The sequence below is a fragment of the Rhodococcus sp. Leaf247 genome (assembly GCF_001426185.1).
GTDB lineage: Bacteria > Actinomycetota > Actinomycetes > Mycobacteriales > Mycobacteriaceae > Rhodococcoides.
Genome location: NZ_LMRP01000002.1, coordinates 742701 through 762993, shown reverse-complemented (window position 1 = coordinate 762993; position 20293 = coordinate 742701). Strand labels below are relative to the sequence as shown.

Here is a 20293-nt window from a genome sequence, read left to right as displayed (position 1 = left end):
TCGTCCGGAAACGACTCGTCAGTCCCGAAAGGTGTGATCGTGCCCGATCAGGTTGCCCGAACGTCGGATTCACGGAGCAAGCCGGCAATTCTCACGGTGGACGACGATCCGGGTGTCTCCCGCGCGGTAGCCCGTGACCTCCGCCGCAAGTACGGCGAGAACTACCGCATCATCCGGGCGGAGTCCGGTGAATCGGCGCTCGAGGCGCTGCGGGAGATCGCACTGCGCGGCGACCAGGTCGCCGTGCTGCTCGCGGACTATCGGATGCCGTCGATGAGCGGTCTCGAGTTCCTCGAACAGGCCATGGACGTGTTCCCCTTCGCGCGTCGCGTGCTGCTGACCGCCTACGCGGACACGGATGCCGCCATCGAGGCGATCAACGTCGTCGACCTCGACTACTACCTCCTCAAGCCGTGGGATCCGCCGGAGGAGAAGCTGTACCCGGTGGTCGACACCTTGCTCGAGTCGTGGCACGCCGCCGACATCCGGCCGATATTCGAAACCAAGGTCGTGGCCGGTCGCTGGGCGTCCCGTTCGTCCGAGATGCGAGAGTTCCTGGCTCGCAACCGACTTCCCTACCGGTGGTTCCTGGCGGACGAGCCCGAGGGTGCTCGACTCCTCGCCGCCGCCGGACACGACGACCGCACGCTTCCCGTGGTCGTGTGCGCCGACGGATCGTGCCTGGTAGACCCCACCGACACCGAGTTGGCCGACTACTTCGGACTGGGAACGACGCCGACGGAGGAGTTCTACGACCTCGTCGTCGTCGGTGGTGGACCCGCCGGACTCGGCGCCGCGGTCTACGGCGCCTCGGAGGGACTGAAGACGGTCCTGGTCGAGCGCACCGCGACGGGCGGGCAGGCGGGTCAGAGCTCGCGCATCGAGAACTACCTGGGCTTTCCCGACGGTGTCTCCGGGGCGCAGTTGGCCGAACGTGCGCGTCGGCAGGCGGAGAAGTTCGGCGCCGAGCTGATCACCACGCGTGAGGTCGCCGGCCTCGAAGTGGACGGGCCGGCGCGCCTGGTCCGATTGACCGACGGCACCACCATCGCCGCCCACTCGATCATCCTGGCCACGGGAGTCTCGTACCGTCGGCATCCGGCGGCGGGTGTCGACGACTTCGCGGGTCGCGGCGTGTTCTACGGGTCCGCGGTGACCGAAGCGGTCGGGTGCACGGGACAGGACGTCTACATCGTCGGCGGTGCCAACTCGGCAGGGCAGGCCGCGATGTATCTGTCGAAGTGGGCGAAGTCCGTCACCATCGTCGTGCGCGCGGAGTCGCTGGAGGCGTCGATGTCGTACTACCTGGTGCAGCAGATCGAGAAGAACCCCGTCATCTCGGTCCGCTCCTGCACCGAGGTGACCGCCGCGGACGGGGACGGACACCTGGAACGGATCACGTTGCGCGACAGGGTCTCCGGCGCCGAGGAGACCGTCGACACCGGCTACCTCTTCCTCTTCATCGGGGCGGCGCCGCGGACCGAGTGGCTCGACGGTGTCGTGGTGCGCGACCGCCACGGCTTCGTCGTCTCGGGTCAGGACCTCACGGTCGACGGCACTCGACCGCCGGGGTGGTCGGTCGACCGCGCACCGCACCATCTCGAGACCAGCGTGCCCGGAATCTTCGCGGCCGGTGACGTCCGTGCGGATTCCGCCAAACGCGTCGCGTCGGCCGTCGGTGAAGGTGCGATGGCCGTCATGCTCGTCCACCGTTACCTCGCGCAACCCTGAACCTCGCGCACCCTGTGAGAGAGCTGGAAATCATGACCGAACTCGACTGCAGCACCGACGAACTGAAGACGCTCTTCCTCTTCGAGGCTCTCGACGAGCACCAGCTCGCGCAGCTGTGCGAGAACGGGCACGTGGAGATGATCGAGGCCGGTCCCGTGTTCGCCGAGGGTGACGACGCCACGTGCTTCTACGTCCTTCTCGACGGGGAACTGGTGCTGACCAAGATGTCGGGCGGCGAGAAGATCGAGGTCAACCGCACGTCGTCGCGCGGCGTCTACGCGGGCGCGTGGCAGGCGTACCTCGGGGACCGCGCTCCGCAGAAGTACATGTCGGGGATGGACGTGACGCGTCCGTCCCGGTTCTTCGTGCTCGACTCCGAGCGGTTCGGGGACCTGATGCGCGAGTGGTTCCCGATGGCCGTGCACATGCTCGAGGGACTCTTCTTCGGGCAGCAGAACAGCAAACAGGTCATCGACCAGCGGGAACGGCTGTTGGCTCTGGGGTCGTTGTCGGCCGGACTGACGCACGAGCTGAACAACCCTGCTGCGGCGGCGGTCCGCGCGACGGCGGCACTGCGGGATCGGGTGTCGCACATGCGGCGCAAACTCGGGGTCATCGCCTCGGGTGTCTACGACACCGACTCGCTGACGGGCTTGATCCGTCTGCAGGACGAGGCCGCCGAGCTGGTCGGCAAGGCACCGGATCTGAGTCCGATGGAGGCCTCCGATCGCGAGGACGTGCTCGGTGAGTGGTTCGACGAGCACGGGATCACCGACGGCTGGGATCTGGCTCCCACCTTCGTCCAGGCAGGTATCGACTCGAACTGGCTCGAACGCGTCGCCGCGGACACCGGCAAGGACCTTCTCGAGAGCACGATCCGGTGGCTCAACTACACCATCGAGACCGAGCTGCTCATGAACGAGATCTCCGACTCGACGACGCGGGTGTCGACGCTGGTGAATGCGGCGAAGCAGTATTCGCAGATGGACCGTGCACCCTTCCAGCGCGCGGACCTGCGCGTCCTGCTCAAGAGCACGCTGGTGATGCTCGGACGCAAGATCGGCGACGACATTCGCGTCGTCAAGGATTTCGATCCCGCGCTGCCTCCGGTGGCGGCGTACGCGGCCGAACTGAACCAGGTATGGACCAACCTGATCGACAACGCCGTCCAGGCGATGGGCGGCCGCGGAACGCTCACGCTGAGAACCGCGCGGGAAGGCGAGACGGCCCTCGTCGAAATTTGCGACACGGGCCCCGGGGTGCCCGAGGAGATCCGCTCACGCATCTTCGAACCGTTCTTCACCACCAAACCGGTGGGCGAGGGCACCGGCCTGGGGCTCGACATCTCCTGGCGGATCGTGGTGAAGAAGCACGGCGGCGACCTACGGTTGCTGTCGGAACCGGGGGACACCCGGTTCCAGGTCAGGATTCCGATCGACGGGCCGACCGGCGCGCCGATGCCGACAGCGGAAGAGGAGATCTGATGACCGCAGGAATCGACCCGACGGCGGCGCCGAGCGGACCCGGATGCGCGGACTGCGAGGCCACCGGAGGGTGGTGGGTGCATCTGCGCCGGTGCGCACAGTGCGGTCACGTCGGATGCTGTGACTCGTCACCGTCGCAGCATGCGAGCGCCCACGCCGCCGGCTCCGGACACCCCATCGTGCAGTCGTACGAACCCGGCGAGACCTGGTTCTGGGACTACGTGACGGAGGAAGGTTTCGACGGACCCGAACTGGCTGCGCCGCAGCATCATCCGCTGGACCAGACCGTTCCCGGGCCTGCGTCGCGGGTGCCGTGGGACTGGCAGAACCGCGTCCGCTGACGCGCTGTCGAATCGTTACCTCGTTACTCACCGGTAGGTCATTCGGCGCGGTAAGGTCTGCGGTGCATTGCACGATGCATTCTCTCGCACAGCCTCAGGAGCCGTCCGTGTCGTTTCACTCCACCCAGTCCTTCTTCTCCTCCATCACACGTTCGGATCGAAGTCGCTCTCGTGCAACGCGATTCAGCGCAACCGTCGCCGTCGGCGCCACCGTCGCCGCCGGCGCGATCCTCGGCACCGGTGTCGCCACGGCCGCCCCGGTCTCCTGCGTCTCGCCGCCGTCGGCCAACGACATCCAGGTGAACGGGACGGCCAGCTGCGGAGCGAAGGCCACCGGCGCCGGTGTCGCCACCTCGTCCGCGGCCGACAGCGGCACCGCGGTCAGCGTCGCCGACGGTGGCCGGTCCACCTCGAACGCGACGGGCTTCGGCACGGCGCTCAGTGCCGTTCTGGGAGCGGGCACCTCGTACTCGTACTCGATCGGCGGCGGTATCTCGCAGTCGTTCGCCACCGACGGCGGCACCTCCATCGCCATCGCCGGCTACGGCGGCGGCGCCACCGCGAGCACGGTCACCGGGGTGGACTGCGCCGGACTGAACTCCTTCGCTCTCGACCTCTCCACCGGACGGTCCTGCATCGCCGGTTCGTAGCCGAGTGAACGACACCGTCCTCGCCGTCGTCTGCGCGCTCGGCGCAGCGCTCTGCATCGCGGTGGGGACGGTGGTGCGTCAACGGTCGGCCTCGGCGGTTCCCGACGACGCCGTCGGGAGGCTGGGACCGATCACCGCGCTGGTGCGCGAACCACTGTGGTGGTTCGGCACCGTCGTGGGCATCGGGGGATACGCCCTCCAGGCCGCGGCACTCGGTCTCGGCTCTCTGCTGTTGGTGCAACCACTGCTGGTGACGTCGCTCCTGTTCGCTCTTCCTCTCGGCGCACGCTTCTCGGGGCGTGCCGTCGGGGCGAAGGACTGGGCGTGGGCATCGATTCTGACCGCCGCGATCGCGGTGCTCGTCGTGGTCGGCGACCCCCGGCCCGGCGTCGAACGCGCCGAGACGCGCCACTGGATCATCGTGCTGTGCATCGGGCTTCCGTTCGTCGCCGCCTGCGTGGTCGCATCCAGAACGGGGTCACGCTCGCGGCGGGCGCTGTTGCTCGGCCTCGCGGGCGGCGCGCTGTTCGGAGTCGCCGCCGTGCTGACCAAGGCCGTCGTCCATCTCGCCGGGCGAGGCATCGTTCCGCTGATGACGTCGGTCGAGCTCTACGCGCTGATCGGCGTGGCCGTCGTCGCCATCTCCCTGCAGCAGTCGGCATTCCAGGTCGGCGCATTGCAGGCATCGCTGCCGGCCACCACGGTGATGGAACCGATGGTCGCATCGCTGCTGGGCTTCGTCGTCCTCGGCGAATACCTCGACGCGGACCCCGAGGTGACGGCGCTCCTGGTCGCAGCACTGGTCCTGGTGCTGGTGGCGGCCGTCGCGCTCGCCCGGTCGGCGGGAGCGTCCGAGGACGTCGATTCCGCCCATCCTGCCCCGAACCCGGAGCGCCACTAGGCTCGTCGCATGAGTCCGATCGGTGGGGTGCTGTTCGACATCGACGGTGTACTCATGTCCAGCTGGCAGCCCATCTCCGGCGCGGCGGAGACCGTGAAGATCCTGCGGGACCACGACGTCGCGTGCGCCTTCCTGACCAACACGACGTCGAAGACGCGCGAGCAGATCGCCGACGCTCTCGGCGGCTCCGGGATCGAGGTCCACGCCGACGAGATCGTCACCGCCGCAACCCTGACGGCGGACCACCTGCGCACCACGTACCCGGGTGCTCGCTGCGTGCTCCTCAACAGCGGGGTCATCGCCGACGACCTGCCTGGAGTGGAATGGGTCGACACCGATCCCGACGTCGTCGTGCTCGGCGGTGCGGGCGAACAGTTCACGCACGACGCCCTGAGCCGCGTCTACGACTGGATGTGCCAGGGCGTGCCCGTCGTCGCGATGCATCGCAGTCTGATGTGGACCAACGAGAAGGGCCTGCGCATCGACACGGGAATGTATCTGACGGGAATGGAGTCGGCGTCGGGGCGCAAGGCCACCGCCGTCGGCAAGCCTGCACCGCTCGGATTCCAGACCTCGGCCGAGCGGATGGGTGTCGACCCGGATCTGGTGGTCATGGTGGGCGACGATCTGGACAACGACGTTCTCGCGGCCCAGGTCGTGGGAATGCGCGGAGTTCTGGTGCGCACGGGCAAGTTCCGTCAGGAGCGACTCGACCGGCACGCCCGCGACCAGTACGCGATGCAGCCCGCCTTCGTCGTCGACTCGGTCGCGGACCTGCCGGCCGTGCTGGACATCGGGGCGTCGTGATCTTGCCCCCGGGGTCCGAGTTCGCGGGTCACCGCATCGAGAGGATCCTGGGGCGCGGCGGCATGAGCGAGGTGTACCTCGTGCACCGGGAGGGCTCCACCGAGCTCGAGACTCTGAAGATCCTGGACGCTGCGGCATCGCAGTCCGAGGTGATCCGGCGCAAGTTCGTCGCCGAGGCGGAACTCGGCGTGCGACTGCGTCATCGGAACATCGTCGCGGTGCACGCCCACGGCGACTGCGACGGCCGACTGTGGATGTCGATGCACTATGTCGACGGATACAGCGCCGCACGGCTGGTGGCGCGCGGCCAGATACCGATGGATGTGCTGCGGGCCGCCCGCATCGTCGACGAGGTGTCGCACGCGCTCGATCATGCGCACGGCGTCGGCGTCGTGCATCGGGACGTCAAGCCCGCGAACATCCTCATCTCGACGGTGGTCGATCCGGGCGAACTCGAACAGGTCCTGTTGTCGGACTGGGGTATCGCGCGCATGGTCGACGAGAGGATGCCGCTGGTGTCCGACGACGGAACCGTCCTCGCGTCCATCGGGTACGCGGCGCCGGAGCTTCTCCGCGGCGAGACGCTAACGGCGCGGACCGACATCTACGCCCTGGGTGCGACGCTCGTCGAACTGTTGACGGGACGCACACCCTTCCCGCTGCCCACACAGTTCGCCGTCATGAATGCGCACCTCACCCGCACACCACCGGACATCAGTACCCGTCGCGCCGATCTTCCGAGGGCAGTCGACGCTGTCGTCCACCGTGCGATGGCCAAGGACCCGGCCGACCGTTTCGGCTCGTGCCACGACATGAGTGTGGCGGTGGCCCGTGCCCTCGAGGGATACGTGCCACCGCCACCGCCGCTACGGCCCTGGTATCGGCGTCGATAGTTACTCGGGTGCTTCGGGATCCACCGGACGGTTCGCGACGACGGGGTACTTGCCCGTGTATCCCATGCGCTCCTCCGCGACGGCCAGCACCCTCTTGCGCACCAGGAACCACCCGCCGATCAGCAGCGGCACGATGATCACGAGGGTGGCGACCGTCCACGTACCGATGGGCGCGTCGAGTGCCATCAGCACCAGCACCGCGGCGAGGAACACCAGCGTCGCGTAGCTCGTGTACGGGGCTCCGAAGAGTCGGAACGACGGCCGGTCGAGAATGCCCTTCTTGCTCCAGCGGTAGAGCTGCAGCTGGCACAGCACGATCGTCGCCCACGAGGCGATGATGCCGAGCGCCGACATGTTCAGCACGATCTCGAACGCCTCGCCCGGCTTGAACGCGTTCAGCGCGACGCCGAAGAGTGTCAGAGCCCCGGTGAGGAGGATGCCGCCGAACGGAACGCCGTTCTTGCTCATCTTCGCCGTGAAGGACGGTGCGCTGCCGTTCATGGCCATCGATCGCAGGATTCGGCCGGTGGAGTACAGGCCGGCGTTGAGGCTGGACAGCGCCGCGGTGACTACGACGATGTTCATGATGGTGCCGGCGCCCTCGATGCCGATGCGGGAGAAGAAGGTGACGAAGGGGCTCTCGCCCGACTTGTACGTCGTGTACGGCAGCAGCAATGCCAACAGGACGAGCGATCCCACATAGAACAGTGCGATGCGGACGATGACGGAGTTGATCGCTCGCGGCATCACCTTCGCCGGGTTCTCCGTCTCGCCGGCGGCGGTACCCACCAGCTCGACGGCGGCGTACGCGAAGACGACTCCCGAGGTCACGATGACCAGCGGCCAGGCGCCGGTGGGGAACAGCCCGCCACTGCTGGAGATGACGCCGAACCCGGTGGACTGTCCGTCGACCTCGAAGCGGCCCGCGAGGAACACGGTGCCGACGACGAGGAAGGTGACCAGTGCGGCCACCTTGATCATCGCGGCCCAGAACTCCATCTCGCCGAACCACTTCACCGAGACCAGGTTGACCGCGAGCACGATGGCCAGGGCGATCAGCGCGATGGTCCACTGAGGAATGCCCTTGAACGCTCCCCAGTAGTGCATGTAGGTGGCGACGGCGGTGACGTCCACGATCGCCGTCATGGCCCAGTTCAGGAAGTACATCCAGCCCGCGGCGAAGGCTGCTTTCTCTCCGTAGAACTCCCGGGCGTAGGAGACGAAGGATCCGGAGGACGGGCGGTGCAGGACCAGCTCGCCGAGTGCCCGGAGGATGAAGAAGACGAAGACGCCGCAGACGGCGTAGACGATGAAGAGGCCGGGGCCTGCGGATTCGAGTCGGCCGCCCGCTCCGAGGAACAGGCCGGTGCCGATGGCGCCGCCGATCGCGATCATCTGCAGCTGACGCGGTTTCAGACCCTTGTCGTAGCCCTCCTCCTCGTGGGCCATCGCGGAATTGTCATAGGTGGTGTCGACTGCATCGGACACGGTGATGTCCTTTCGTCCGCGCGGGTAGGCGTGTTCGGTTTGTCCGATTCGGTTCTGCCACCGAAGAACTCGGCGCTCGTACGATCTTTCTCTACCGGTGTTCCGTCGTCGTTCCCGCGCGTGAACACCGTGTGAATCCCTGCTCCTTGCACTCGACCACCCCGAGTGCTAGAAATCTGTTTGGCACTCGCGTACTGTGAGTGCCAGGTCGACGAGGTGAGATCGGGAATCATCGACACCCCTGATCGTCCGTCGCGGGCACCGACTCGGCCGGATGTGGAAATGGAGCGACCCACCCGTGGTCGCTCGCGTGTCACCCCCAATCCGGAGGATCACTTCGCAATGGCCAAGATCATCGCGTTCGACGAAGAGGCACGCCGTGGCCTCGAGCGAGGCCTCAATGCCCTCGCCGACGCAGTCAAGGTGACGTTGGGCCCCAAGGGTCGCAACGTCGTACTCGAAAAGAAGTGGGGCGCCCCCACGATCACCAACGACGGTGTTTCCATCGCCAAGGAGATCGAGCTGGACGACCCCTACGAGAAGATCGGCGCAGAGCTGGTCAAAGAGGTTGCCAAGAAGACCGACGACGTTGCCGGTGACGGAACCACCACCGCGACCGTCCTCGCTCAGGCACTCGTCCGCGAAGGCCTGCGCAACGTCGCAGCCGGCGCGAACCCGCTCGGCCTCAAGCGCGGCATCGAAGCAGCGGTCGCCGCTGTCACCGAGTCCCTGCTCGCGTCCGCCAAGGAGATCGACACCAAGGAGCAGATCGCTGCTACCGCTGGTATCTCCGCAGGCGACGCGTCCATCGGCGAGCTCATCGCCGAGGCCATGGACAAGGTCGGCAAGGAAGGCGTCATCACGGTCGAGGAGTCCAACACCTTCGGCCTGCAGCTCGAGCTCACCGAAGGCATGCGCTTCGACAAGGGCTACATCTCCGGCTACTTCGTCACCGATGCAGAGCGCCAGGAAGCCGTCCTCGAAGACGCGTACATCCTGCTCGTGAGCTCCAAGGTGTCGACGGTCAAGGATCTGCTTCCCCTGCTGGAGAAGGTCATCCAGTCCGGCAAGCCGTTGCTGATCATCGCCGAGGACGTCGAGGGCGAAGCTCTCTCCACCCTCGTGGTCAACAAGATCCGTGGCACCTTCAAGTCCGTCGCCGTCAAGGCACCGGGCTTCGGTGACCGCCGCAAGGCTCAGCTCGCCGACATCGCCATCCTCACCGGTGGAGAGGTCATCAGCGAAGAGGTCGGCCTCTCCCTGGAGACCGCCGGACTCGAGCTGCTCGGTACCGCACGCAAGGTCGTCATCACCAAGGACGAGACCACCATCATCGAAGGTGCCGGCGACGCCGACGCCATCGCCGGTCGCGTCTCGCAGATCCGTGCCGAGATCGAGAACTCCGACTCGGATTACGACCGCGAGAAGCTGCAGGAGCGCCTGGCCAAGCTGGCCGGTGGCGTTGCAGTCATCAAGGCCGGAGCTGCGACCGAGGTCGAGCTCAAGGAGCGCAAGCACCGCATCGAAGATGCCGTGCGCAACGCCAAGGCTGCTGTCGAAGAGGGCATCGTCGCCGGTGGTGGCGTGGCTCTGCTGCAGTCCGCTCCCGCGCTCGAGAACCTCAACCTCACGGGTGACGAGGCAACCGGCGTGAACATCGTTCGCGTCGCCCTCGAAGCACCGCTGAAGCAGATCGCGTTCAACGCCGGCCTCGAGCCCGGCGTCGTCGCGGAGAAGGTCCGCAACCTCCCGCTGGGACACGGCCTCAACGCCGCGACCAACGAGTACGAGGACCTGCTCGCTGCCGGCATCAACGACCCGGTCAAGGTCACCCGCTCGGCACTGCAGAACGCAGCGTCGATCGCGGCTCTGTTCCTCACCACCGAGGCCGTCGTCGCCGACAAGCCCGAGAAGGCCGGAGCGCCTGCAGGCGATCCGACCGGTGGCATGGGCGGCATGGACTTCTGAGTCCAGCTCTGTCGTAGAAGCCCGGCCCACCTTCTGGTGGGCCGGGCTTTTCCGTGTTCGGATGTAGGCCATGAGAATGCTGTTCATCCACGGTGCCGGCGGCGAGGACGACGATCTGCCGCTGGCCGAGGGGCTCGGCTCCCTGCTCGGTGCGGCCGTCGACATGCCGCGCATCCCGGACGACGACATGTCCGTCGATGCGTGGGCGGCGTACGTGCGCCGCGGGCTCGATGCCGGACCCGACATCGTCGTCGCCCACTCCTTCGGCGCCACCGTCCTGCTGCACGTGCTCGCCTCGGTCCCGTTTCCCGCCGCCACGCTGCTGGCAATGCCCGACTGGACTACGTCCGGCTGGGACGTTCCTCAGTACGAATACTCCGCGCCGCTCGGGGTGTCTCTGTCGCTGCACCACTGCCGCGACGACGAGGTGGTCCCCTTCTCACACCTCGCCCTCGCCTCCGCGACACTCCCCGATGCTCGGGTGGTCGAGCACGAGCACGGTGGGCACCAGTTCGAGGGGGTGCTCGGGGAGGTGGCGGCCTCGGTGCACGTGTAGGCACCCGATCGTCGGTAATTCTGCGAAATGGCAGATTCGAGTGCGATCGGGTGCAGTCACGTGCGTCGTCGAGCCGAGGATCGTCGACGGCGCACGGTGGCGACTATCTCGTCCGCGACAGAGTCGACGTGTGCGGACACGGTCGCTGCGGAATATCGCAGCACCATCCATTCATCGAGCACCAGTGCATTCTGACGGCGCCGGTCACTGGTGAAGACGGCGCCGGCAGTGTGGAATTCGCGTCCGTCGACTTCCACGATCACGCGAGCTCGCCGATCCACCAGGTCTCCGTAGTACGGACCGACCTTGCCGTTGATCTCCATGTGGAGGTTCCGGGCGGTGAGCGCCCTGGCAACCTTCCGTTCGGGTTCGGACAGTGTGTTCGGGCATGCACGCCGCAACTGGACGCGCAGCATCCGCATGCCCGTCTTCCCGGCTGCCTCGTCGCAGAGCTGTGCCAGAGAACGCCAGCTCACCGCTCGTGACAGTGCACTGTCGATCACCTTCTCGAACCGAGGCTGACTCAACGTGCCCGCGACGTCGAGGATCGCGTGCTCGATCGACACGACAGGTGTGTCCCCCAACCATCGGACGTTCGTGAGGGTTCGGCGATGCAATTTCAGCCAGTCGGGACCTCTCGCGGTGCCGGTCCTCGGAAGGGTGGCGTGCACGATGCCGGGCTCGGGGAGGAGGTCCCACATCCACGCCGCGGTGTCGTGGCTGAACACTGCGTCGGGCTTCCAGAGCCTCACTGCCTCGCATCGTGTCGTGTACGTAGGCACTTCCGACGAGTAGACACCGGGAAGCACACGGTGAAGAGCGCCGCGTGCGGCCCGCCGGCTCACCGTCGAGCCGTCGATTCCGCCGGCGATGAGCTGGTGCCAGGTGAACACGTCCATCGCAACAGTGTCGCGACGCCCGTAGCGGCGGTACTCCCACCAGGAGGTGCCCCTGTGGACTACCGATCGCTCATCAACAGCGCTCCAGCGGCTGTTGCATCTGGTGCCACATTATGGTGCCGGAATCTGCCTTTCCGCTGATTCGTGCGCGATCGGGTGCACTGACGTGCGGTCAGCGGCCGGGTACGTAATGCCGGGGGTTGTCCCGACGGCCGAGGGGCGGCAGATTGCGGTCGGGGGTCTCCGCGAGCGGCGAGTTCGCGGGCTGTCGACCGGCAGCGATGTCGACGCCGGCTCGGGCGCGGGGATGCATACGCCGGCGCGCCGGGACCATGCGGAAGGCGAGGTTCACCAGTGTGCCGACACGGCGAAGCCACCGCTCGTCCCTGTCGGTCCAGTTGTAGCCCAGGAGATCTCGGACCGCCGGGTCGTAGAGGCCGACAGTCATCCGGACCGCGGACTTCTCGATGCCGGGGAGCAGCAGAGCCCACAACCGCTGGGGCAACCACGGGAGGAAGGGTGGCCGGGGGAGGGCGGACATGTCGAGCACCGATCGTGCGGCGGCGGTGTCCTCGAGCACCTCGCGGCACATGTGGTCCCAGTAGCGCTGGAAGTCGGGCCAGGTCTCGGGAACCGGGCGCATGCTCATGCCGTACAGGGAGTACCACTGCCGGTGTTCGACGAACAGCTGCTCACGCTCGGCCTCGGTGATGCCGCCCATGAAGTAGTCGGCGGTGAGCATCGTGCCGACGAAGAACGTGGCGTGCGCCCAGTAGAAGACGTCGGGATCGAGGGCGTGGTACGGCTTCCCGTGGGCATCGAGACCGCTGATGTCCCTGTGATAGTTACGGATTCGAGCGCCGGTGTCCGCGGCACGGTCGCCGTCGAAGACCACGCCGCCGATGGGGTACAGCGACCGCATCACGCGCTGCCATCGCTCGGACTCGAAGGTCGAGTGCTCGGTCACGGCGGCGCCGAGTGCCGGGTGCATGTTCTGCATGGAACCGGCCCAGGGCCCCTGCAGCATGCCGCGCCAGTCCCCGAAGTATCGCCAGGTGAGTGACTCCGGCCCCAACGGCTGACTACGCATGTTGTCACCGTAGGGTCCTGGGTGGACGGTCGTCAACAGTGAGGTGTCGCAACGTGACCACGCTCGAGGCCCGACGGGAGCAGCGGCGCGCAACCCTGCTGGCGGTCGGGGTGGAACTTCTCGGCTCGGTCGGTCGGCCCGCGGTCACCGTGCGCTCGGTGTGTTCGCGCGCCTCGCTCACCGAACGCTACTTCTACGAGAACTTCACCGATCGGGACACGTTCGTGCGCACCGTCTATCGCGAGGTCGCCGAGGGTGCGCGCGAGGCACTGGTCACGGCCGTGGGTCAGGCCCGTCGCCCGGACGAGCGCGCCCGCCGCGCCGTCACGGCATTCGTGGAGTTGATGATCGACGAACCGGCTCGTGGCCGAGTGCTTCTGACAGCGCCGTTCGTGGATCCTGCATTGAGCACGCTGGGCATGACGACGATGCCCGTCTTCGTGTCGGTGGTGGGTGAGCAGCTCGAGTCCGACGACGTGGATCGCCAGCTGACGGCGACCGGCGTCGTGGGGGCGATCACGGCTCTGTTCACGATGTACCTCGACGGCAGCATCGAGGTCGATCGGCAGCGGTTCGTCGACCACTGCATCGGTGTCGTTACCTCGGCCGGCCGCGGTGGTCGACGGGCATGATGGATCCATGGCACCAGTGATCAGCACCGTCAGGGCCGGGGTTCTCGACGTCGCCTACGAGCGCCACGGCGATCCGGCGGGGCGGACTGTCATACTGCTGCACGGCTTCCCGTACGACCCCCGCTGCTACGACGACGTCGCGCGCATCCTGGCGAAGCAGGGGTTCGATGTGGTCGTTCCGTATCTGCGCGGCTTCGGACCGACACGCTTTGCCGACGCAGAGGCGATGCGGTCGGGAGAACAGGCGGCACTCGGCCACGACCTGCGTGACCTGATCGCGGCGCTGGACCTCGACCGGCCACTCGTCGCCGGGTACGACTGGGGCGGCCGGGCCGCGTGTGTCGTCGCCGCCGTCTGGCCGGAGTCGGTGTCGGGTCTTCTCAGCGTGTCCGGGTACCTGGTGCAGGACCGCGCGGCGGCTGCGGCGACGCCGGCGCCACCGCATCTGGAGAAGCGGTACTGGTACCAGTACTACCTCCATTCGGAGCGAGGTCGCGCCGGTCTGGCGGCGTACCGCGCGGAGATCGCACAGACACTGTGGACCGACTGGTCGCCGACGTGGAGGTTCGGTGACTCCGAGTTCGCCGCCACGGCGCCGTCGTTCGACAATCCGGATTTCGTGGACGTAGCCGTTCATTCGTACCGCCACCGGTACGACCTGGTACCCGGTGACGCGGCGTACGCCGAGACCGAACAGCTGTTGGCGACGCAACCGCGAATCACGGTGCCCACCATCGTGATCGATCCGACGGAGGACACCGTGGCAGCGCTGTACGGAGCATCCGACCACTCGGCTCACTTCACCGATCTGATCGACGTCCGAGCCGTCGACGCCGGGCACAATCCGCCCCAGGAACTCCCGGGACAATTCGCCGACGCCGTCCGGACGCTGGCGGAGAACTAGTCGACTGCGAGCTCTCCCAGCTCGTTCCAGTCCGTACCGTCCACTTCCTGGCTGATGATCTTCGGGGTCTCCTGCAGGTACGGCGGGAGGTCCTTCTGCGCCTGCTTGAAATGGTCCGACTGGACGTGGGCCGCGCCGGCATCGGGATCGCGGAATGCCTCGACCAGGACGTACTCGGTGGGGTCGTCGAGCGTGCGCGACCAGAAGTACCAGAGGCATCCCTCTTCCGCCTGACACGCCTCGGTGAAGGCGCGCGAGATCTGCGGCCAGTCGTCGGCGTGCTCGGGCTTTACTCTGAACTTGGCGGTGATGAAGATCAACGGGGCTCCTTCGAACGAGCGGATGGGTCGACTCCCTGTGTACCCCCTCGGCCCGCACTAGTATCGCGAGCATGGCAGCCACGTCACCGGCGATCGAGCTCGATGTCCGCGGACGCACGGTGCGGGTGTCCAACCCCGACCGCGTGTACTTCCCCGCGAGCGGCGCGACGAAGCGGGATCTGGTCGAGTACTACCTGTCCGTCGGGGACGGCATCGTGCGCGCACTTCGCGAGCGGCCGTGCATGATGCACCGCTTCCCGGACGGCCTGGCGGGGGAGAAGGTGCATCAGAAGCGCCTGCCCAAGGGTGCTCCGGACTGGATGGAGACCGTGAAGGTCACCTTCCCGCGCTACAACCGCACCGCGGACGAACTCTGCGTCACGGAACTGGCGCACGTGATCTGGGCCGTGCAGATGTCGACGGTGGAGTTCCATCCATGGAACAGTCGCCGCGCCGACGTGGAGAGTCCGGACGAGTGGCGGATCGATCTGGATCCGATGCCCGACTGCTCGTTCGACCGGGTGCGACGGGTCGCGGGTGTCGTTCACGAGGTGCTGGACGAACTGGGCGCTGAGGGATGGCCGAAGACGTCGGGCGGCAACGGGTTACACGTCTACGTCCGTATCGCCCCGGATCACGGGTTCAAGGATGTGCGCAGGGCTGCACTGGCGTTCGCCCGCGAGGTCGAGAGGCGCGCACCCGAGGACGTGACGACGACGTGGTGGCGCAAGGATCGCGATCCTTCGAAGCTGTTCGTCGACTACAACCAGAACGCGCGGGATCACACCATCGCCAGCGCGTATTCCGTGCGCGGGAATCAGGATGCGACCGTGTCGACTCCGATCACGTGGGACGAGATCGCGGACGTCGAGCCCGGTGACCTGACGATGTACACGGTGCCCGCCCGGTATGCAGACCTGGGCGATCTGCACGCCGGAATGGACGATGCGGCGTACTCGATCGAGCCGCTGATCGAATGGGCCGAGCGCGACGAGCGGGAAGGGCTGTCCGAGCCCGAGGAACAGGCGTGATCCTTCCCTGACGCCTGTGGGATGTCACTGCTGTTCGCGCCATCGTCGGTGTAGACCGAACGAATGATTCGGGGTCATAAACCGGCACTGGGTCGGTTTGTGTGGCAGAATACGTGCAAATCGTACAAAGCAGCGCGGCCGGTCGGACTCGCTCGTCGAGCGTGAGAACCGAGCGTGCTGCCTGTCGTTAGGACTGCACATGCTCTGCCGCCTCTGCGGATCCACCGACCTCGAGAGCGTCCTCGACCTGGGGGCCACTCCTCCCTGCGAGTCGTTCCTCACTGCCGCGCAACTGGACGACCCCGAGCCCACGTATCCGCTCCATCTCCGGATCTGCCGGGAATGCCTGTTGCTGCAGATTCCGGCGCTGGTGACACCGGCCGAGACGTTCACCGAGTACGCGTACTACTCGTCGTTCTCGAGCAGCTGGGTCGAACACGCCCGGACCTTCGTGACGGGGGCTGTCGATCGGCTCGCCCTGTCGGAGAGCTCGTTCGTCGTGGAGGTCGCCAGCAACGACGGATACCTTCTGCAGCACGTCGTGGACGCCGGCATCCGATGCCTCGGCATCGAGCCCAGCGCGAATGTCGGTGCAGCGGCGCGTGATACCGGCGTACCCACCGAGACGGCGTTTCTCGACCCCGACACCGCGGCGCGAGTGCGTACCGCGCACGGTCCGGCCGATCTGGTCGTCGCGAACAATGTCTACGCGCACATCCCGGACGTCGCCGGCTTCACCGAGGGTCTCCGGGCCCTGGTCTCGGACCGGGGCATGGTCAGCATCGAGGTGCATCACGCACTCCACCTGGTGGCCGACGCCCAGTTCGACACGGTCTACCACGAGCACTTCCAGTACTGGACGGTATTGACCGCGACGAGGGCGCTGGCGGAGGGCGACCTGACCGTCGTCGACGTCGAGGAACTCCCCACTCACGGTGGCTCCATCCGACTCTGGGCGACACCGTCGTCGAACGCGGGGCCGCCCAGCGAGCGGATGCTCGACATTCTCGCTGCCGAGCGCCGTGCCGGCCTGCACCACGTCGACGGGTACCGCGGGCTGGAGAACGCGGCGCGCGCCGTGCGCGCCACTCTGCTCGAGTTCCTCCTCGAATGCCGTCGGCGCGGTGAACGAGTGGTCGGGTACGGCGCGCCGGGCAAGGGCAACACCCTGCTCAACTACTGCGGCATCCGGACGGACCTCGTGGAGTACACCGTCGACCGGAACCCCTACAAGCACGGTCGATACACCCCGGGGACTCGCATTCCGGTGCACCATCCCGATCGCATCGCGGCGGACGAGCCGGACGTGGTGCTGGTCCTGCCCTGGAACCTCGAGCGCGAGCTCACCGAGCAACTGGGCTACGTCGCCGACTGGGGTGGGCGCGTCGTGTTCCCACTCCCCGTTCTCCACACCGCGGACTACTCGCGGTCCGACACATCGGAGGCTCTGTCATGAAGGTCGTTCTCTTCTGCGGCGGTTACGGCATGCGCATGCGCAACGACCGCAACGACGAGATCCCGAAGCCGTTGCAGATGGTCGGACCCCGCCCGCTGCTCTGGCACATCATGAAGTACTACGCCCACTACGGGCACAAGGACTTCATCCTGTGTCTCGGCTACGGCGCAGCCGCGATCAAACAGTTCTTCCTGGACTATCACGAGGAACAGTCGAACGACTTCGTCATGCGCGACGGCAAGGTCGAATTGCTGAGCACCGACATGAGCGACTGGTCGATCACGTTCGTGGACACCGGAGTCGAGTCGCCCATCGGCGAACGTCTGCGTCGTGTCCGCGACCATCTCGGCGGCGATCGGTACTTCCTGGCCAACTACTCCGACGTGCTCACGGATGCGCCGCTGGACACCATGATCGAGCGCTACCACGAGTCGGGCGCCGTCGCGTCGATGCTGGTGGTGCCGCCGCAGTCGAGCTTCCACTGCGTCGACGTGTCCGAGACCGGCGAGATCAAGGACATCGTTCCGGTCAGCCGTTTCCCGATCTGGGAGAACGGCGGCTACTTCGTCCTCAGCCAGGAAGTCTTCGACCACATTCCCGAGGGCGGCGATCTGGTCGGCGATGCCTGCATGGCGCTGGCAGGTCGCGGCGAACTGTTCGGGTACCGGCACCAGGGATTCTGGAAGCCTGCCGACACCTTCAAGGAACGCGCGGAACTGGACAACGACTACGGCCGCGGCATCCGTCCGTGGGCGGTATGGGAGGGCGCACAGGACCGGCCCGCATTGTCGAGCGTCGTCGCATGATCGGCCTGTCCCCCGGTCGTGTCCGCTCGGTGGCCGTCCTCGGGGCGCACCCCGACGACATCGCCATCGGTGCCGGAGGGACGCTCCTCGACCTCACCCGCTCGGGCGAGACCGAAGTTCACGCTCTCGTACTGACGGGCGGGGGCACCGATCGTGAGGCCGAGGAGCGAAAAGCACTGTCGCACTTCTGTTCCGACGGTCCGCTCTCGCTCACCGTGCTCGACATTCCCGACGGTCGCACCCCGGATCACTGGAGCGCCGTCAAGGAGGGCCTCGAGAAGTTCCGCCGCACCTGCGAACCCGACATCGTCCTCGCGCCGCAGCGCCGCGATGCGCACCAGGATCACCGACTGCTGGCGGAGTCGGTCCCGACCGTGTTCCGCGATCATCTGATTCTGGGCTACGAGATCATCAAATGGGAGTCCGATCTCCCGACTCCCAGCTTCTTCCATCCGCTCGGTGACGAGATCGCCGCGCGCAAAGCGGAATTGCTGGCAGTCCACTACCCGTCCCAGCATCACCACGACTGGTACGACACCGAGACGTTCCTCGGTCTCGCCCGGGTACGAGGGGTGCAGTGCCGCAACCGATATGCGGAGGCATTCGTCGTGGAGAAGATGCTGCTGCGGACGGAGCATCCACCGTCGGAACGTCCGACGGCGCACCGGAAAGGCTCGTGAAGACCATGCGTGTACTCCTCACCGGACACCAGGGATACCTCGGCACCGTCATGGTCCCGGTCCTTCAGGACCGAGGTCACACGGTGGTGGGTCTGGACTCCGGCCTCTTCGCGGACTGTGTTCTCGGCGAGGCACCGACCGATCCGACGACCCTGGCGACGGACCTGCGCGACGTCGTGGCCGATGATCTCGAAGGATTCGACGCGGTCGTCCATCTCGCGGCGCTGTCGAACGACCCGCTGGGAACGTTGGCTCCGGAGATCACGCACGACATCAATCACCATGCGTCCGTGCGCCTCGCGCGTGCCGCGAAGGACGCCGGCGTGTCCCGGTTCCTGTATGCGTCGACGTGTTCGGTCTATGGCGCGGCGGGTCAGGACGCGGTGACCGAGGATGCCGTCCTCCGGCCTCTGACTCCGTATGCCGTGAGCAAGGTCCGCGTGGAGGCCGACGTCGCCGCGATGGCGGACGAGGCGTTCGCCCCCGTGTTCCTGCGTAACGCCACGGCCTTCGGATACTCACCGCGGCTACGGGCGGACATCGTGGTCAACGACCTCACGGCGTCGGCGTTCCTCACCGGACGCATCGTCGTCAAGTCGGACGGCACCCCGTGGCGACCCCTGGTCCACGCTCTGGACATCGCGCAGGCGTTCGCCGCGGCCCTCGATGCTCCCGCCGACCGGATCCGGAACCGCGCGTTGAACATCGGCACCGAGGACAACAACGTCACGGTGCGCGACATCGCCGACACGGTCGCGGAGGTCACCGGTGCGGAGGTGGTGGTCACCGGAGAGTACGGGTCGGACCCACGCTCGTACCGCGTCGACTTCTCGGCCGCACGGGAGGTGTTGCCGGCGTTCGTTCCTCGATGGACTGTCCGAGCCGGCGCCGAGGAACTGTACGACGCCTATACCCGTCACGGTCTGACCGGGGAGGCGCTCGCGCAGCGCTTCACTCGGCTCGCCCGCGTCACCGAGCTCCAACGGACCGGTGCCGTCGACGGCAAACTCCGCAGGATCCGCGTCGGGGCCGGCAGTGCGTGAGTCGTCAGCCGCCGGCGACGAGATCGCGCCAGGATCCCGCGGACGCGTCACGCTCGCTCACCGTGGTCGGTGTTGCGCGCCACGCGATCGCCAGATCCGGGTCGTCCCATCGGACACCGACGTCCTCGCCGGGCTGGTGCGGACGGTCGATGCGGTAGCACACGTCGGCACTCTCGCCGAGCGTCAGGAATCCGTGCAGGAGCCCCGGAGGCACGAACAGGTGCGCACAGTCCACGTCGTCCAGCACGACGTCCATCCACCGACCCCGGGTGGGCGAGTCCGGTCGGGCATCGACGAGAACGTCCTGTACGGCTCCGCGCGCGCATCGAACCAGCTTGGCCTCACCGCGTCCACCGCGACCGTGCATGCCGCGCAGAACGCCTGCAGCAGAACGCGATTGCGAATCCTGACGAAAGTCACCGGCTCGCGTCGCGAGCGTCGTGTGCTCGTCGATCGCCGCGTCGAAGATCTCCGTGTCGAAGGTCCTCGTGAAGAAGCCGCGGTCGTCTCGATGCGGCGTGGGCAGGAACAGCAGGACATCTCGCAGAGGTGTGGTCTCGACGCGCATGGCACCAGTGTCGCCGATCTCCGGCCGGGCCGTGCGGCGACGCGG

At 66.9% G+C, this 20293-nt stretch carries 21 protein-coding genes; 16 read left to right on the top strand and 5 right to left on the bottom strand.

What is annotated here, in order from left to right; genetic code table 11:
• Positions 1-33: 33 nt before the first annotated feature.
• The 7 genes from ASG64_RS12930 (at position 34) to ASG64_RS12900 (ending at position 6807) form a co-directional block, all read left to right on the top strand.
• A complete protein-coding gene (locus tag ASG64_RS12930; protein ID WP_442971149.1) occupies positions 34-1731 on the top strand; it encodes an FAD-dependent oxidoreductase in 1698 nt (565 codons plus the stop codon).
• A 32-nt stretch (positions 1732-1763) separates the two neighbouring features.
• Positions 1764-3215, top strand: a complete 1452-nt coding sequence (locus ASG64_RS12925) for an ATP-binding protein (protein ID WP_042574974.1) — start codon at positions 1764-1766, stop codon at positions 3213-3215.
• Positions 3215-3556 (top strand): UBP-type zinc finger domain-containing protein, encoded by a 342-nt coding sequence (locus tag ASG64_RS12920; RefSeq protein ID WP_042574973.1) that lies wholly within the window; start codon positions 3215-3217, stop codon positions 3554-3556. The genes ASG64_RS12925 and ASG64_RS12920 overlap by 1 nt, the downstream gene beginning before the upstream one ends.
• Positions 3557-3663: 107 nt before the next feature.
• Entirely contained in the window at positions 3664-4206 is a 543-nt protein-coding gene (locus ASG64_RS12915) for a DUF6764 family protein (RefSeq protein WP_235579585.1), read from the top strand.
• 4 nt (positions 4207-4210) lie between these two features.
• Entirely contained in the window at positions 4211-5107 is an 897-nt protein-coding gene (locus ASG64_RS12910) for a DMT family transporter (RefSeq protein WP_056073964.1), read from the top strand.
• A gap of 9 nt (positions 5108-5116) precedes the next feature.
• Positions 5117-5914, top strand: a complete 798-nt coding sequence (locus ASG64_RS12905; protein WP_042574971.1) for an HAD-IIA family hydrolase — start codon at positions 5117-5119, stop codon at positions 5912-5914.
• Complete coding sequence (locus tag ASG64_RS12900; protein ID WP_042574970.1) at positions 5911-6807, top strand: serine/threonine-protein kinase; 897 nt, start codon at positions 5911-5913, stop codon at positions 6805-6807. The genes ASG64_RS12905 and ASG64_RS12900 overlap by 4 nt, the downstream gene beginning before the upstream one ends.
• Here ASG64_RS12900 and ASG64_RS12895 read toward each other — a convergent pair whose 3' ends face one another.
• Positions 6808-8256, bottom strand: a complete 1449-nt coding sequence (locus ASG64_RS12895) for an amino acid permease (RefSeq protein ID WP_200933484.1) — start codon at positions 8254-8256, stop codon at positions 6808-6810.
• 381 nt (positions 8257-8637) lie between these two features.
• Here ASG64_RS12895 and groL point away from each other — a divergent pair, with 381 nt between their 5' ends.
• Entirely contained in the window at positions 8638-10263 is a 1626-nt protein-coding gene (gene groL, locus ASG64_RS12890) for a chaperonin GroEL (RefSeq protein ID WP_042575006.1), read from the top strand.
• A gap of 70 nt (positions 10264-10333) precedes the next feature.
• Entirely contained in the window at positions 10334-10819 is a 486-nt protein-coding gene (locus tag ASG64_RS12885; protein ID WP_235579584.1) for an alpha/beta fold hydrolase, read from the top strand.
• Positions 10820-10875: 56 nt separating this feature from the next.
• Here ASG64_RS12885 and ASG64_RS12880 read toward each other — a convergent pair whose 3' ends face one another.
• Positions 10876-11718: a type IV toxin-antitoxin system AbiEi family antitoxin domain-containing protein gene (locus tag ASG64_RS12880; protein WP_056073961.1), complete on the bottom strand. Its 843-nt coding sequence runs from the start codon at positions 11716-11718 to the stop codon at positions 10876-10878.
• 172 nt (positions 11719-11890) lie between these two features.
• The gene (locus ASG64_RS12875; RefSeq protein WP_056073960.1) at positions 11891-12808 is read right to left on the bottom strand and encodes an oxygenase MpaB family protein; all 918 of its coding nucleotides are present in this window, start codon (positions 12806-12808) and stop codon (positions 11891-11893) included.
• Between the two features lie 53 nt (positions 12809-12861).
• Between ASG64_RS12875 and ASG64_RS12870 the strand changes: the two genes are divergently transcribed.
• Both ASG64_RS12870 and ASG64_RS12865 read left to right on the top strand, forming a co-directional pair.
• On the top strand, positions 12862-13440 hold the full coding sequence (locus tag ASG64_RS12870; RefSeq protein WP_200933469.1) for a TetR/AcrR family transcriptional regulator: 579 nt from the start codon (positions 12862-12864) through the stop codon (positions 13438-13440).
• Positions 13441-13447: 7 nt separating this feature from the next.
• A complete protein-coding gene (locus ASG64_RS12865; RefSeq protein ID WP_200933468.1) occupies positions 13448-14344 on the top strand; it encodes an alpha/beta fold hydrolase in 897 nt (298 codons plus the stop codon).
• Here the strand turns inward: ASG64_RS12865 and ASG64_RS12860 are convergent.
• Entirely contained in the window at positions 14341-14664 is a 324-nt protein-coding gene (locus ASG64_RS12860) for a putative quinol monooxygenase (protein ID WP_042574964.1), read from the bottom strand. The genes ASG64_RS12865 and ASG64_RS12860 overlap by 4 nt on opposite strands.
• Before the next feature lie 71 nt (positions 14665-14735).
• Between ASG64_RS12860 and ligD the strand changes: the two genes are divergently transcribed.
• The 5 genes from ligD (at position 14736) to ASG64_RS12835 (ending at position 19680) form a co-directional block, all read left to right on the top strand.
• Positions 14736-15695, top strand: a complete 960-nt coding sequence (gene ligD, locus ASG64_RS12855; protein WP_156388373.1) for a non-homologous end-joining DNA ligase — start codon at positions 14736-14738, stop codon at positions 15693-15695.
• A 199-nt stretch (positions 15696-15894) separates the two neighbouring features.
• A complete protein-coding gene (locus ASG64_RS12850; RefSeq protein ID WP_056073956.1) occupies positions 15895-17151 on the top strand; it encodes a class I SAM-dependent methyltransferase in 1257 nt (418 codons plus the stop codon).
• Entirely contained in the window at positions 17148-17957 is an 810-nt protein-coding gene (locus ASG64_RS12845; protein ID WP_056073955.1) for a hypothetical protein, read from the top strand. Before ASG64_RS12850 ends, ASG64_RS12845 begins: the two co-directional genes overlap by 4 nt.
• Positions 17954-18637: a PIG-L deacetylase family protein gene (locus tag ASG64_RS12840; RefSeq protein WP_056073954.1), complete on the top strand. Its 684-nt coding sequence runs from the start codon at positions 17954-17956 to the stop codon at positions 18635-18637. Before ASG64_RS12845 ends, ASG64_RS12840 begins: the two co-directional genes overlap by 4 nt.
• Positions 18638-18642: 5 nt before the next feature.
• Positions 18643-19680, top strand: a complete 1038-nt coding sequence (locus tag ASG64_RS12835; protein WP_056074356.1) for an NAD-dependent epimerase/dehydratase family protein — start codon at positions 18643-18645, stop codon at positions 19678-19680.
• A 4-nt stretch (positions 19681-19684) separates the two neighbouring features.
• Here ASG64_RS12835 and ASG64_RS12830 read toward each other — a convergent pair whose 3' ends face one another.
• Positions 19685-20248, bottom strand: coding sequence for a dTDP-4-dehydrorhamnose 3,5-epimerase family protein (locus tag ASG64_RS12830; RefSeq protein ID WP_056073953.1), 564 nt, complete (start codon positions 20246-20248; stop codon positions 19685-19687).
• Positions 20249-20293: the final 45 nt, after the last annotated feature.

Bases quoted from the DNA above. Each gene is read 5' to 3' on its own strand.
- ASG64_RS12875 (WP_056073960.1), bottom strand. From the start codon at position 12,808: ATGCGTAGTCAGCCGTTGGGGCCGGAGTCACTCACCTGGCGATACTTC.
- ASG64_RS12880 (WP_056073961.1), bottom strand. From the start codon at position 11,718: ATGGACGTGTTCACCTGGCACCAGCTCATCGCCGGCGGAATCGACGGC.
- ASG64_RS12850 (WP_056073956.1), top strand. From the start codon at position 15,895: ATGCTCTGCCGCCTCTGCGGATCCACCGACCTCGAGAGCGTCCTCGAC.
- ASG64_RS12905 (WP_042574971.1), top strand. From the start codon at position 5,117: ATGAGTCCGATCGGTGGGGTGCTGTTCGACATCGACGGTGTACTCATG.
- groL (WP_042575006.1), top strand. From the start codon at position 8,638: ATGGCCAAGATCATCGCGTTCGACGAAGAGGCACGCCGTGGCCTCGAG.
- ASG64_RS12885 (WP_235579584.1), top strand. From the start codon at position 10,334: ATGAGAATGCTGTTCATCCACGGTGCCGGCGGCGAGGACGACGATCTG.
- ASG64_RS12840 (WP_056073954.1), top strand. From the start codon at position 17,954: ATGATCGGCCTGTCCCCCGGTCGTGTCCGCTCGGTGGCCGTCCTCGGG.
- ASG64_RS12925 (WP_042574974.1), top strand. From the start codon at position 1,764: ATGACCGAACTCGACTGCAGCACCGACGAACTGAAGACGCTCTTCCTC.
- ASG64_RS12865 (WP_200933468.1), top strand. From the start codon at position 13,448: ATGGCACCAGTGATCAGCACCGTCAGGGCCGGGGTTCTCGACGTCGCC.
- ASG64_RS12830 (WP_056073953.1), bottom strand. From the start codon at position 20,248: ATGCGCGTCGAGACCACACCTCTGCGAGATGTCCTGCTGTTCCTGCCC.
- ASG64_RS12920 (WP_042574973.1), top strand. From the start codon at position 3,215: ATGACCGCAGGAATCGACCCGACGGCGGCGCCGAGCGGACCCGGATGC.
- ASG64_RS12845 (WP_056073955.1), top strand. From the start codon at position 17,148: ATGAAGGTCGTTCTCTTCTGCGGCGGTTACGGCATGCGCATGCGCAAC.
- ASG64_RS12895 (WP_200933484.1), bottom strand. From the start codon at position 8,256: ATGGCCCACGAGGAGGAGGGCTACGACAAGGGTCTGAAACCGCGTCAG.
- ASG64_RS12835 (WP_056074356.1), top strand. From the start codon at position 18,643: ATGCGTGTACTCCTCACCGGACACCAGGGATACCTCGGCACCGTCATG.
- ligD (WP_156388373.1), top strand. From the start codon at position 14,736: ATGGCAGCCACGTCACCGGCGATCGAGCTCGATGTCCGCGGACGCACG.